We start from the raw sequence: 12,525 nt of genomic DNA, 5'->3' as shown, positions 1-12,525 counted from the left end.
GGTTCCGGAGGGTTCCCACTGGGCCCGTTCCTCTCCCAGCCGGCGGATGTGGGTGGGGGAGGCGATGAGGGAGGCGGAGCCTGCGAGGGAGAGGTAGATGCCGTTGTTCCACTGGGAGAAGTTGACCCGGACCGTATGTCGGTTGAGGACGTCCACGGACTGGATGGTGGGGGGGAGGCGACGGGCTTTGAGGTTTTCCTCGAGGCTGAACTTTACGGCGTCGGCGTCGAGTTCGGAGCCGTCGTGGAAGCGCACGCCTTGGCGGAGCCGCAGCACGAGTCCCTTGCGGTCCGGGGTGACCTCCCAGTGGGTAGCGAGTTTGGGGCTGATGCGGCCGCGGGCGTCCACCCAGAGGAGGGTTTCGTAGACGGGGACCGCGGGGATGATGCCGAAGACGGGCATTTTCCAGGGGACGCCGAAGGGGCCTCCGGGGGCCTCATCTGCCACCCGGAGGATTCCGCCCCGGCGGGGCTGCTCTGCCGGCGCACCGAATCCCCCGGCAACCGATCCCAGGGCCACGGCCACCGCGGCCAACACCGCCAGCACGCCCTTTTGTCTCCGCATGGTTCCCCCCTTACCGAACGATTGCGCCCACACTCACCATTCTATAGATGGAACCCGGAGAGCACGTCAACCGTCCCGCCCCCTGGGTCGGATTGCAACATCATGCAATTTCCTGTATGGTTATGCCATGATCCGGGCGAGCGTGGTGGGCGCGAGCGGGTATACGGGGGGGGAGCTGGTGCGGTGGCTGGTGCGCCACCCCCGGGTGGAGCTGATGCATCTCGCCGCGGGACAGCACCAGGGCAAGTCCCTCCCGGAGGTCTTCCCCCATCTGGAAGGGCTCGTGCGTAGGCCCCTGGGGGAACCGAACTGGCGGAAGCTGGGGCAGGAGAGCGATGTGGTATTCCTGGCGCTTCCCCACGGACTCGCCCTGGAGGCCGCTCCTGAGATCCTGGCCGCGGGCGCCCGAGTGGTGGATCTGGGGCCGGACTTCCGCTTGCGGGATCCCGCTCAGTACGCCCGGTGGTACGGGCGGGAGCACACGGCTGTGCACCTGTTGAAGGAGGCGGTCTACGGGCTTCCGGAGCTCCACCGTAGCCGCATCCGGGAGGCAAACCTCGTGGCGGTTCCGGGCTGTTACCCCACGGCTGCGCTGCTCGGTCTGCTGCCCCTCCTGCGGGCAGGATACGGGAGCGGACCCGTGGTGGTGGACGCGAAGTCCGGGGTATCTGGGGCTGGCCGGAGCGTGTCCCTGGGCACCCACTTCAGCGAGATCAACGAGAACGTACGGCCCTACAACGCGGCCCACCACCGCCATATCCCCGAGATGGAACAGACCCTGGCGGAGGCAGGATGTCCCGCTGCCGTGTGCTTCGTCCCACACCTGGTTCCCATGACCCGAGGGATCCTCGCTACCTGCTACGTACGGCTCGGCCGTCCCCTGGCAGGCCAGGCTGCCCTGGACCTGTACCGGGAGGCGTACGCGGGAGAGCCCTTCATGCGGGTGCTCACGGGGGACCTCCCGCAGACGAAGGCCACGTATGGCTCCAACTTCTGCGATCTGACGGTTCGGGTGGATACGGAGCGGGAGGTGGCCATTGCCATCGCGGCCCTGGACAACCTGGGGAAGGGGGCTGCGGGGCAGGCCATCCAGTGCATGAACCTCATGTTCGGGCTTCCGGAGACGGAAGGGCTCCTCACCCCTCCCCTCTACCCCTAGGTGCCATGGAGCTCTCGGAGCACGTGGTCCGCATTCCAGGAGACGTCACGAGCCCGCAGGGCTTCCTGGCGGCGGGAGTACATTGCGGGATCAAGCCCCAGCGGCTGGACCTGGCCCTCCTCTACTCGGAAGTCCCTGCCTCCGCGGCGGGGCTCTTCACCGCCAACCGAGTGAAGGCGGCACCCGTGCGGTACTGCCAGGAGGCCCTGTCCGGGGGAGTCGCGCAGGCCATCGTGGCCAACAGCGGCAACGCCAACGCCTGCACGGGGCCGCGGGGGCTTCGGGACGCCTACGAGATGGCGGAACTCGCCGCACGGGAGCTCGGGATCCCGCGTTCCCGCGTGCTGGTGTGCAGCACGGGGGTGATCGGCGTTCCCCTCCCCATGGAGGCCATCCGTCGGGGGATCCCGCAGGCGGTACGAGCCCTGGAACGTCGGGGCGAGGCCGCGGCGGAGGCCATCCTCACCACGGATGCCTTCCCCAAACGGGCCGCGGCGCAGGTGCGCTTGCCGGAGGGCGTGGTGACGGTGGGCGGGATGGCGAAGGGTGCCGGGATGATCCATCCCCAGCTCGCCACTACCCTGGGCTTTCTCACCACGGATGCCCGCATCTCCCCCGGACGGCTCCGGGAGGCGCTCCGAATTGCCGCGGATGCTTCCTTCAACCGCATCACCGTGGACGGAGACACCAGCACCAACGACAGCCTCATCGTTCTGGCGAACGGCCGAGCAGGGATCTCCGCGGAAGAGGGGGAGGCCTACCGACGGTTCTGCGCGGCCCTCACCGCGGTGGCGGAGGACTTGGCGAAGATGGTGGTGCGGGATGGGGAGGGTGCCACGCGGCTCGTGCGGGTGGAGGTCACAGGCGCCCTGGACGAGGCAGAGGCCCGGAAGGCTGCCTATACCGTGGCCACCTCGCTCCTGGTGAAGACCATGCTGCACGGCGGGGAGCCAAACTGGGGCAGAATCCTCGCGGCGGTGGGAAGAGCCGGGGTGGCTCTGGAGGAGTCCAGGACACGCATCTGGTTCGGGCCGGTCCTGGTGGTCCAAGGCGGCGTGGGGATTCCCGAGGCCCTTCCCGATGGCGCGCAGGCCCTGCGGGCCCCGGAGGTGACCCTGCGGGTGGACCTGGGGGTGGGGAGCGGGCGGTGGTGGGTGTGGACGTGCGACCTCAGCGAGGAATACGTGTGCCTGAACGGCGCCTACATCACGTAGGAGGAAGGCGGTGAACGTCCTGCCGCTAGAGAGCCCGGGCATCGGTACCTCCCTGGCCCACGCCCTGCGCTACGTGGCGGCGTGGAAGGACCGCACGGTGGTCGTGAAGTTCGGAGGGAGCGTCCTGGACGCTCAGGAGCTGGGCACCCTCCCGGAGGATCTCGTGCTCCTGCAGCGGGCAGGGGTGCGGCCCGTGCTGGTGCACGGCGGTGGCCCGGAGATCACCCGCACCCTGGAGCGTCTGGGTAAGACCACGCGGTTCATCAACGGTCTGCGGGTCACGGACGCGGAGACCATAGAAGTGGTGGAGATGGTGCTCGCGGGTCGTGTGAACAAGCACCTGGTGACCCTCATCCACCGGGCGGGCGGCCGGGCCGTGGGACTTTCGGGAAAGGACGCACGGCTTTTGCAGGTCCGCAAGCACGGTGGAGAGGTGGATCTGGGGTACGTGGGTGAGGTGGAGCGGGTAGATCCGGAGATCGTACAGGTTCTGCTGGACGCGGGATTTCTCCCCGTCATCGCCTCTCTGGGATTTGGCCCGGACGGCCAGAGCTACAACCTCAACGCGGATACCGCGGCCGCGGCCCTGGCGGTGGGCCTGCGGGCCCAGAAGCTCATCCTCCTCACGGACGTGCCGGGGGTGTACCGGGAAGCGGATGGCCGTCGGGAGCTCCTGAGCGAGCTCAGCCCGGAGGAGGCGAGGCAGCTCATCGCCTCCGGTGTGATCTCCAGGGGAATGATCCCCAAAGTGGAGGCCTGCCTGCAGGCTCTTGCGGGCGGCGTGCGGAGTGCCCACATCATCGGCACAGATCTACCTCACGGCCTGCTGATTGAACTCTTCACGGAGACCGGAGTCGGCACCATGATCCGCCCTGCGGAGGGCTAGATGGACCTGGAAACGGTGCTGGAGTGGTCGGACCGGTACCTCTTCCGCACGTACCGGCGGTCGCCCGTGGCCTTCGTACGCGGGGAGGGCGTGCGGCTGTGGGATCTCGGGGGTCGGGAGTACCTGGACTTCGTGGCGGGGATTGCCGCCACCAGCCTCGGGCATGCGCACCCGGATCTGGTGCGGGCCCTGTGTGACCAAGTTTCCCGCTACCTGCACGTCTCGAACCTCTACCACATCCCCGAGCAGGCCCGGGCCGCCAAGCGGCTGGCGGAGCTGAGTGGGCTCCCTCGGGTCTTCTTCTGCAACAGCGGGGCGGAGGCCGTGGAGGCCGCCATCAAACTGGCCCGGCGGTGGGGCCGGGGGGTGCGGGGTCCGGACGCCTACGAGATCGTGACCATGGAGGGCAGCTTCCACGGCCGCACCCTGGGGGCTTTGGCGGCCACGGGAAACCCCCGGTACTGGCAGGGCTTTGAGCCTCTCCCCCCGGGATTCCGGTTCGTGCCCTACGACAGCCTCGGGGCCGTGGCGGACGCCATCACGGATCGCACCTGTGCGGTGCTGGTGGAGCCCGTGCAGGGAGAGGGCGGCGTGGTGGTCCCTTCTCCGGGGTACCTGCGGGACCTGGAGGCCCTCTGCCGGGAGAAGGGGGTGCTGCTGGTGCTGGACGAGGTGCAGACGGGGATCGGCCGCACGGGTGCGCTCTTTGCCTTCCAGCGGGAGGGGGTTCAGCCGGACGTGGTGACCTTGGGCAAGGGACTCGGGGGCGGGGTTCCCGTGGGCGCGGTGCTGGCCCGGGAGGAGGTGGCCCAGCACCTGGGCCCGGGGGATCACGGGAGCACCTTCGGCGGCAACCCCCTGGCCTGTGCCGCGGTCCATGTGGTGCTAGAGGTGGTGGAGCGGGACGGACTTGTGGAGAACGCCCGGCGGGCGGGAGATCGGCTCCTGCGGGGACTCCGGGGGCTGGCGGAGCGGAACGCCCTCATCGAGTCCGTACGGGGGGTGGGGCTCCTGGTGGCCGCCGACCTGCGGGTGGAGGCGGCCTCCGTGGTGGAGGCGGCGCTCGGGGAGGGCTTGCTCGTGAACGCGGTGCGGCCCACCACCCTGCGACTCTGTCCACCCCTCGTGGTCTCCGAGGCGGAGGTGGACGAGGCGGTGGTGCGGCTGGGGCGGGCGATGGAGAAGATCTCCGCGAGGTGAGCGGGTGGAGAGGGTTCGGAAGGTGGCGCTGGCGTACTCCGGAGGACTTGATACCTCCGTGGCCATTCCCTGGCTGCGGGAGCGGTACGGGTGTGAGGTCGTCGCGGTGGTAGCGGACGTGGGACAGCTCGACGACTTCGATGTCCTCCGCCGGAAGGCGTTGCAGAGCGGCGCCGCCAGTTGCCACGTGGTGGATGTGCAGGAGGAGTTCGTCCGGGACTACTGCTTCCGGGCCCTGCGGGCGGGCGCGGTGTACGAGGGACGGTACCTGCTGGGCACTGCCCTGGCCCGCCCCCTCATCGCGAAGGTGCAGGTGGCGGTGGCCCGGGCCACGGGATGCGACGCCCTCGCCCACGGCTGTACGGGCAAGGGCAACGACCAGGTGCGGTTCGAGTTGAGCTACCGGGCTCTGGCACCGGACCTCCGGGTCATCGCACCGTGGCGGGAGTGGGAGCTGCGGAGCCGGGAGGACGAGCTCCGCTACGCGGAGGAGCACGGGATCCCCGTCCCCGTGACCGCGGAGAAGCCCTACAGCATCGACCAGAACCTCTGGCACACCTCGTACGAAGGGGGAATCCTGGAGGATCCCGCCGTCCCGCCTCCCGAGGACATGTTCCAGCTCACCGTGGATCCCCGGAGGGCCCCGGACAACCCGCGGCGCCTGGAGATCGCCTTTGAGCGCGGGATCCCCGTGGCTGTGGATGGAGTTCGCATGAGCCCTGCCCAGCTCGTGCGCCGCCTGAACCAGGTGGCAGGCGCGCACGGGGTGGGGCGGGTGGACATGGTGGAGAACCGGCTGGTGGGCATGAAGAGCCGGGGGGTCTACGAGGCGCCTGCAGGGACCGTGCTCACCGCGGCCCTGCGGGACCTGGAGGCCATCACCCTGGATCGGGACACGGTCCGGTTCAAGGAACTGGTGGCGGCCCGCTATGCGGATCTGGTGTACACCGGGCTGTGGTATTCGCCGCTGCGGGAAGCCCTGGACGCCTTCCTAGAAAGCACACACCGGTATGTGACGGGGACCGTGACCGTGGAGCTGTACAAGGGTCATTGCTGGGCCGTCTCCCGATCCTCCCCGTACTCCCTATACCGCCAGGACCTCGCCACCTTCGGGGAGGGGGCTGCCTACGACCACCGGGACGCCACGGGGTTCATCCGGCTCTGGGGGCTTCCGACTCAGGTGTACGCAGCGGTGCATCCGGAGGCCCAGGGGGCCGCGGAGGAGGTCCCCCACGGGCCGAAACCCTGAACGGAGCGGGGAGAGCAGGGATGTGGGGTGGACGGTTCGGGGCTCCTTCGGATCCCCGCATCCGTGTCTTTACCCGATCCTTTCCCTTTGACCGGCGGCTGGTGCGTTGGGACCTCGTGGGAAGTCTTGCACACGCCCGCATGCTGCTGGAGGTAGGCGTTCTCGATCGGGAAAGCGGGGAAGTGATCCTTCAGGGATTGGCGGGGATGCTGCGGGACGTGGAGGCCGGCGCCCTCCGGGTAGAGGGGGAGGACGAGGATGTGCACACGTGGATCGAGCGGGTGCTCACGGAGCGGATCGGGGAGCCCGCCCGCCGGCTCCACACGGCCCGCAGCCGTAACGACCAGGTGGCCACCGCCCTCCGCCTGTACGTACGGGAGGCCGCGGAGCAGGTGGTGGAGGCCCTGCTGGAGCTGGTAGCGGTCTGGCTGGAGCAGGCCCGGGAGCATCGGGAGACGGTTCTGCCCGGCTACACGCACCTGCAGCGGGCCCAGCCCACCTCCCTCGCCCATCACCTCCTGGCCCACGTGTGGCCGCTGCTCCAGGATGCGGACCGGTTCCGTCGGGTGCACCGGGTGAGCGGGATCTGTCCCCTCGGGGCCGGGGCCCTCGCCACGTCTCCCTATCCGATTCGCCCGGAGCGCACCGCGGAGCTGTTGGGGTTCGAGGAGATCTACCTCAACAGCATGCATGCGGTGGGGGATCGGGACTACGTGCTGGAGACCCTGTTCGCGTGCGCGGTGCTGCAGAGTCACCTCTCCCGGTGGGCGGAGGAGGTGGTGCTGTGGACCACTCAGGAGTTCGGGTTTGCTTCCCTGGACGATTCCGTAGCGGGGGGCAGCAGTCTCATGCCCCAGAAGAAGAACCCGGAGGCCGCGGAGCTCATCCGGGGTAAGGCCGGGCGGACCATCGGGGCTCTCACCACGGTGCTGGCCGCCCTCAAGGGGCTTCCCCTCACCTACAACAGCGACCTCCAGGAGGACAAGGAGCCCCTCTTCGACGCCCTGGATACCGTCCGTGGTTCCCTGCAGGCCGCCACGGCCCTCGCCCGTGGGCTGCGCTACCGCCCGGACCGTATGCGAAGCGCCCTCCGGAGGGGATTCCTGACCGCCACGGACCTGGCGGATTACCTGGTCCGCCGAGGTGTCCCCTTCCGGACGGCCCACGAGCAGGCGGGCCGCGCGGTGCGGGAAGCGGAGGCGAGAGGATGTGAGCTCTGGGAGCTGCCCCTGGAGGTGCTGCAGGCGTGCTGCCCGGAGGTGGAGGAGGACGTGTACGGGATCCTCTCTCCGGAAGGATCGGTGCACGCCCGGGCGGTGGCCGGTGGCCCTGCGCCCCCGCGGGTGGCGGAGCAGCTGGAGCGGGCTCAGGAGGCGGTGGAAGAAGTGCGACGGTGGCGGCGGGCGTGCAAGCCTCCGCCCATCTACACGGCATACCGGGAAGGGAGGTTGCTCGGGGAGCGGCTTTGACCCGGCATCAGCGGGAACAGGCCATTCTGGAGATCGTGCGGTCGCGCCCTGTGACGACCCAGAGGGAGCTGGTGCGGGCGCTGCGTCAGCGGGGTCTCCGGGTCACGCAGGCCACGGTGTCCCGGGACATCAAACGGCTGGGTCTGGTGAAGGTGGCGGGTCCGGGTGGGACGTATCACTACGCGCCTCCGGACGTCCTGCACGCTCTCCCGCCTCCCGCGGCCCAGGAGAACCTGCGCAGCGCCTTCCGGGCCTTCGTCACGGAGGTAGACCAGGGGGATGCCATCGTGCTCGTGAAGACCCTGAGCGGCCGGGCGAATGCGGTGGCCATCGCCCTGGACGAGGCCCGCATCCCGGAGATCTCGGGAACCGTGGCTGGGGACGACACCATCCTGGTGGTGGTGCGGCGGGCCTCGGATCGACCCAGGGTCATCCAGATGCTGCGGGACCTGCTCGGCCGGACGTGATCCGCAGGGGAGCCGGTCTGGTACAATCCACAGGGCATGGAGCGGATTCGGACGAACCTCCCCCGCCCCGTGCGGGTCTCCTGGCGGCGGGTCCTGCTTTTCGGAGGATTCCTGCTGGTCCTCTGCGCGGTGGGGTCCGTTCCGTACTTGCCCCCGCGCGTCACCCTCCGGGAGGGCATGGTGAGCCCCTACGAGGTGGCGGCTCCCCGCAGCGTGGAGTACGTGGATTGGGAGCGGACGGAGCGGCTGCGGGAGGAGGCCGCGGGGGCCGTGCGCCCCGTCTACCGCCTGGATCCCACGCTCAGCCGGGAAGCGGAGCGGTCCGTCCATACGGCCTTTGAGGCCATCTGGGGCATCCGGTCCCGCCGGCCGCGAACGGACCTGGAGCACCGGGAACAGCTGGTACGCCTGGGGCTCCGGGATCAGGCGCTGCTGGCCGCGGAGACCCTCCGCCGCGGGGACCTGGAACGGGTGCGTGACAGTACCCTCGTGCTCCTGAGACGTCTCATGCGGGAAGGAGTACGGCCGGAGGACCTCCCCACCGTCCGGACCCGCGGGCGGGCCCTGGTGGAGGCCCTGCCCTTTTCCGCGCCGTCCAGGGCCCTGGTGGCTTGGGCCCTGGAGCGGGCGCTGCGTCCCAACCTCCTCGTGGATCACCTCCAGACCCGCCGGCAGCAGGAGGCGGCCCGGGCCAGCGTGGATCCCGTGCGGGAGCGGATCCTCCGGGGCGAGGTGATCGTGCGGCGGGGAGACGTGGTGACCGCGGAGCAGATGCGGAAGCTGGCGGCGCTGGGACTGGTTCCCCCACCCATCCGGTGGGAAGGGGTCGTGGGAACCTTGCTCGTTCTGATCCTGCTCTCTGTACTCGGGGCCGCCTACCTCCGGCGCTTCCAGCCGGAGATCTGGGCCGACGAGGGACGACTCCTGCTGCTCTGCCTGCTGGGCCTAGTGGCCGCGGTGGGCAGCCGGGTCATCGCCACCCGCCTGAGCAGCTTCCTCGTCCCCGTGGCCTCCGTGACCATGCTGCTCGCCATCCTCCTGAACCCCCGGGTGGCTTCCTTCGCGGGAGGGGCCCTCGCGCTCCTGGTGGGGGTGATGAGCGGGAACGACCTCCGCACGAGCGTGGTGGCCTATGTGGGCGGTCTCACGGGCGTGTACGTGATCCGGAGGGTCCAGCGGCGGGCGGACCTGGCATACGCGGGGCTCGCGGTGGCGGGTGCCAATGTGCTCGCGGTGATCGCGGTGGACCTGCTGGCGGCCACGCCTCCCGTGGAGCTCTTGGGCGATGTCGGCTGGGGGGCCCTCAACGGGCTGCTTTCCGGCATCCTCGCGGTAGGTGCCCTGCCGTACCTGGAGGAGCTGTTCGGGCTTGTGACCCCCATCAAGCTCCTGGAGCTCAGCGATCCCAGCCACCCTCTGCTGCGCCGCCTGCAGCTAGAAGCGCCCGGCACTTATCATCACACGGTGCTGGTGGCCAACCTGGCGGAGGCGGCGGCGGAGGCGGTGGGCGCGGATGCCCTGCTGGTACGGGTGGGCACCTATTACCATGACATCGGAAAGCTGCGCCGGCCGGCCTTCTTCGCGGAGAACCAGCTGGGTCGCACCAATCCACACGACCGCCTCTCCCCGAGTCTCAGCGCCCTCGCCGTCGCAGCCCACGTGCGGGACGGGTTGGAGCTGGCCCGGCAGTACCGACTTCCCAAGCCCGTGGTAGCCTTCATCCCGGAGCACCACGGCACCAGCCTCATCCGCTACTTCTACCACCGGGCGGTGGAGCGCGGGGAAAGTTCCGTGGACGAGCAGACCTATCGCTACGATGGGCCCAAACCCCAGTCCCGGGAGACCGCCATCGTCATGCTGGCGGATGCGGTGGAAGCCGCGGTCCGCACCCTCCCGAATCCCACCCCGGAGCGGATCGGAAGCCTCGTGCACCAGCTGATCCGGGAGCGACTGGAAGATGGTCAGCTGGACGAGTGCGACCTCACCCTCCGTGACCTGGAACGGATCGCGCAGACCTTCACGCGCCTGCTGGTGGGTATGTTTCACCCCCGCATAGAGTACCCGGAGGTGAGCCTTGAGGCGCGCCGGGCGCAACGTCGTAGCGGTGCGCAACGCGCAGAGCACGCATCCCGTTGATGTGCGTTCGCTCCGCGAGGCCGTACGGGCCACCCTGCGCAAGGAAGGGGTGAAGGAGCCCGTGGAGGTGAGCGTCCTCCTGGTGGACGACCCGGCCATCCGTGCCCTGAACCGTACCTATCTCAGCCGGGACGAACCCACGGACGTGTTGGCCTTCCCGCAGCCTGGGCCACACGGGAGCCGCAGGGTGCTGGGAGACGTGGTGATCTCCGTGGACCGGGCGGCCGCGCAGGCCCGGGAAGCGGGCTGGTCCCTCGAGGAGGAGCTCGTGTTGCTCACCGTGCATGGAACCCTGCACCTCCTGGGCTACGAGGACCAGACCCCATCGGCCCGTGCCCGGATGTGGGAACGGCAGGAGGCCATCCTCCGGGCGCTACGGGTCCGGGAGCAGCCCCGTGCCTCGCCCCTTCCGTGAAGCGGTGGCCGCGGCGCTTTGCGGCGTCCGATACGCTGTTCGGACCCAGCGCAACCTCCGCATCCAGCTGGCCGTAGCCGTGGGGGTGTGCTTGGTGAGCCTGTGGCTGGGCGTCCGTCCCCTGGAGGCGGCCCTGCTGGTGGTGCTCATGGGGCTGGTGGTAACCGCGGAGCTCTTCAACACCAGCCTCGAGGCCTTGGTGGACGCCCTGATCCCGGAGCGGAGGGCAGCGGCACGGGTGGTGAAGGACGTGGCGGCGGCTGCCGTCCTGGTGACCGCCCTCACCGCGGTGGCCGCCGGCGGCTTGGTCCTGGGACCCGTGCTGCTCGCTCGGGTGAAGCTGAGCAGCGGGTGGGTGGCTCCCGCGGTGCTCGGGGCTCTAGCCCTCGGTGCGGGGTGGGCTCTCCTCCGGTTGAGCCGGACCGGTTCCCCATGGTATGATGCGGACGGCTCGCTCCCACGGGGTAGAAAACGGGAGCGGGTGGGTTTAAGGAGGGAGGAACGGTTCTGAATTGGACGACTCAGGCAGTTGGGTTCTGTACGTCCTGCTGGGCGTCCTGATCCTCCTTTCCGCTTTCTTCTCCCTCGCTGAGGTCGCCCTTCTGAGTGTCAGCTCCAGGCGGCTGCGGGAGCTGGCGGAGGGAAAGGGCTCTCTACGTGCCTCCATCGCCCTCCGCCTGCTGGAGCATCCCCCCCGGCTGGCGGGCTCCCTGGTGGTGGGGGGCACCATGGCGAGGTTGGCCGCCGCGGTGGTGACTGCCCGCATGGCCATCGAGGGGCTCGGTTTCGGACGAGGGGAAGTGGTGGCTTTCCTGGCCATCACCGCAGGGGTCCTGCTCGCGGGGGAGGTCCTCCCAAAGGTCATCGGTGCGCGGCACCGGGAAGCCTGCGCCCTCTGGTGCGCGGTCCCGGCCTACCTGTGGACGGTGCTCTTGACGCCGATGGGCTCACTCCTCGCCCGGCTTCCCCTGGATCGTACGGGGATCACCCAGGAGGAGCTGCGCATGTTGGTGGAGGCGGGAGAGGCGAACGGGGCCCTGGAGGCGGGGGAGCGGGAGATGATCTCCTCCATCTTCGAGTTCCGGGAGACCATCGTGCGGGAGATCATGGTGCCCCGGGTGGACATCCGGGCGGTTCCCGCGCGCGCCAAGCTGATGGAAATCGTAGACCTGCTCCTCCGGGAGGGGCATTCCCGCTACCCGGTGTACCGGGAGACCATCGATCAGGTGGTGGGCGTGGTGTACGTGAAGGACCTCTTCCGGTACATCCGGGAGGGGAGGACGGAGATTACCGCGGAGGAGATCATGCGCCCCGCGTACTTCGTGCCGGAGACCAAGAAGGTGGATGCGCTCTTCCGGGAGATGCGGCAGAACCACATCCACCTGGCCATCGTGGTGGACGAGTACGGGGGTACGGCGGGTTTGGTCACCATCGAGGACGTCCTGGAGGAGATCGTGGGCGAGATCCGGGACGAGTACGACGTGGAGGAACTCCCGCCCCTGGTGCAGGTGGATGAATCCACTGTGCTGGTGGACGCCCGCATGCTCCTGGAGGATGTGAACGAAGCCCTGGGGCTGACGCTCCCTACGGACGAGGTGGACACGGTGGGCGGACTGGTCTACAGCCGACTGGGCCACGTGCCCGCCCAGGGCGAGGAGATCACGGTGAATGGGGTCGTGATCCGGGTGGAGGAGCTGGCGGGGCACCGCATCGCCCGGGTCCGGATTCAGAAGATCACGCCCCAGGCGGCGCCAAGCCGCACCTGA

The 12,525-nt window shown here is 69.3% G+C and carries 12 protein-coding genes; 11 read left to right on the top strand and 1 reads right to left on the bottom strand.

The annotated features are described in order from the left end of the window. Positions 1 to 564 (bottom strand): ABC transporter substrate-binding protein (locus N0A24_08345; protein ID MCS7173382.1); only part of this gene is annotated, 564 nt, incomplete at its 3' end. Positions 565 to 691: 127 nt separating this feature from the next. Between N0A24_08345 and argC the strand changes: the two genes are divergently transcribed. Genes argC through N0A24_08290 form a run of 11 tightly spaced genes read left to right on the top strand, consistent with a single transcriptional unit; the run spans position 692 to position 12,525 of the window. Further along, positions 692 to 1,723 carry an N-acetyl-gamma-glutamyl-phosphate reductase gene (gene argC, locus N0A24_08340; GenBank protein MCS7173381.1) on the top strand — a complete coding sequence of 344 codons (1,032 nt, stop codon included), beginning with the start codon at positions 692 to 694 and terminating at the stop codon, positions 1,721 to 1,723. Positions 1,724 to 1,728: 5 nt separating this feature from the next. Next, positions 1,729 to 2,937 (top strand): bifunctional glutamate N-acetyltransferase/amino-acid acetyltransferase ArgJ, encoded by a 1,209-nt coding sequence (argJ, locus tag N0A24_08335; GenBank protein ID MCS7173380.1) that lies wholly within the window; start codon positions 1,729 to 1,731, stop codon positions 2,935 to 2,937. 10 nt (positions 2,938 to 2,947) lie between these two features. Next, positions 2,948 to 3,823: an acetylglutamate kinase gene (gene argB / locus N0A24_08330; protein ID MCS7173379.1), complete on the top strand. Its 876-nt coding sequence runs from the start codon at positions 2,948 to 2,950 to the stop codon at positions 3,821 to 3,823. Beyond that, complete coding sequence (locus N0A24_08325) at positions 3,824 to 5,023, top strand: acetylornithine transaminase (protein ID MCS7173378.1); 1,200 nt, start codon at positions 3,824 to 3,826, stop codon at positions 5,021 to 5,023. Positions 5,024 to 5,027: 4 nt separating this feature from the next. After that, entirely contained in the window at positions 5,028 to 6,272 is a 1,245-nt protein-coding gene (locus tag N0A24_08320; protein ID MCS7173377.1) for an argininosuccinate synthase, read from the top strand. 20 nt (positions 6,273 to 6,292) lie between these two features. After that, complete coding sequence (gene argH, locus N0A24_08315) at positions 6,293 to 7,741, top strand: argininosuccinate lyase (protein MCS7173376.1); 1,449 nt, start codon at positions 6,293 to 6,295, stop codon at positions 7,739 to 7,741. Continuing rightward, positions 7,738 to 8,208 (top strand): arginine repressor, encoded by a 471-nt coding sequence (gene argR, locus N0A24_08310; GenBank protein MCS7173375.1) that lies wholly within the window; start codon positions 7,738 to 7,740, stop codon positions 8,206 to 8,208. The genes argH and argR overlap by 4 nt, the downstream gene beginning before the upstream one ends. 36 nt (positions 8,209 to 8,244) lie before the next feature. After that, positions 8,245 to 10,344, top strand: a complete 2,100-nt coding sequence (locus N0A24_08305; GenBank protein MCS7173374.1) for an HDIG domain-containing protein — start codon at positions 8,245 to 8,247, stop codon at positions 10,342 to 10,344. Further along, the gene (gene ybeY / locus N0A24_08300; protein MCS7173373.1) at positions 10,283 to 10,759 is read left to right on the top strand and encodes an rRNA maturation RNase YbeY; all 477 of its coding nucleotides are present in this window, start codon (positions 10,283 to 10,285) and stop codon (positions 10,757 to 10,759) included. The genes N0A24_08305 and ybeY overlap by 62 nt, the downstream gene beginning before the upstream one ends. Next, positions 10,740 to 11,270 carry a diacylglycerol kinase gene (locus N0A24_08295; GenBank protein ID MCS7173372.1) on the top strand — a complete coding sequence of 177 codons (531 nt, stop codon included), beginning with the start codon at positions 10,740 to 10,742 and terminating at the stop codon, positions 11,268 to 11,270. The genes ybeY and N0A24_08295 overlap by 20 nt, the downstream gene beginning before the upstream one ends. A 1-nt stretch (position 11,271) precedes the next feature. Next, positions 11,272 to 12,525: a hemolysin family protein gene (locus tag N0A24_08290; protein ID MCS7173371.1), complete on the top strand. Its 1,254-nt coding sequence runs from the start codon at positions 11,272 to 11,274 to the stop codon at positions 12,523 to 12,525.

It is taken from the genome of Armatimonadota bacterium (genome assembly GCA_025059775.1).
In the GTDB taxonomy this organism is placed as follows: domain Bacteria; phylum Sysuimicrobiota; class Sysuimicrobiia; order Sysuimicrobiales; family Sysuimicrobiaceae; genus Sysuimicrobium.
The sequence above is the reverse complement of the archived record's forward strand: the minus strand, read 5'-3'. Positions and strand labels throughout refer to the sequence as shown.

What these genes read in the sequence shown, in the direction of transcription:
- argC (MCS7173381.1), top strand. Translation starts at nt 692, where the DNA reads ATGATCCGGGCGAGCGTGGTGGGCGCGAGCGGGTATACGGGGGGGGAG.
- argJ (MCS7173380.1), top strand. Translation starts at nt 1,729, where the DNA reads ATGGAGCTCTCGGAGCACGTGGTCCGCATTCCAGGAGACGTCACGAGC.
- N0A24_08325 (MCS7173378.1), top strand. Translation starts at nt 3,824, where the DNA reads ATGGACCTGGAAACGGTGCTGGAGTGGTCGGACCGGTACCTCTTCCGC.
- argH (MCS7173376.1), top strand. Translation starts at nt 6,293, where the DNA reads ATGTGGGGTGGACGGTTCGGGGCTCCTTCGGATCCCCGCATCCGTGTC.
- N0A24_08305 (MCS7173374.1), top strand. Translation starts at nt 8,245, where the DNA reads ATGGAGCGGATTCGGACGAACCTCCCCCGCCCCGTGCGGGTCTCCTGG.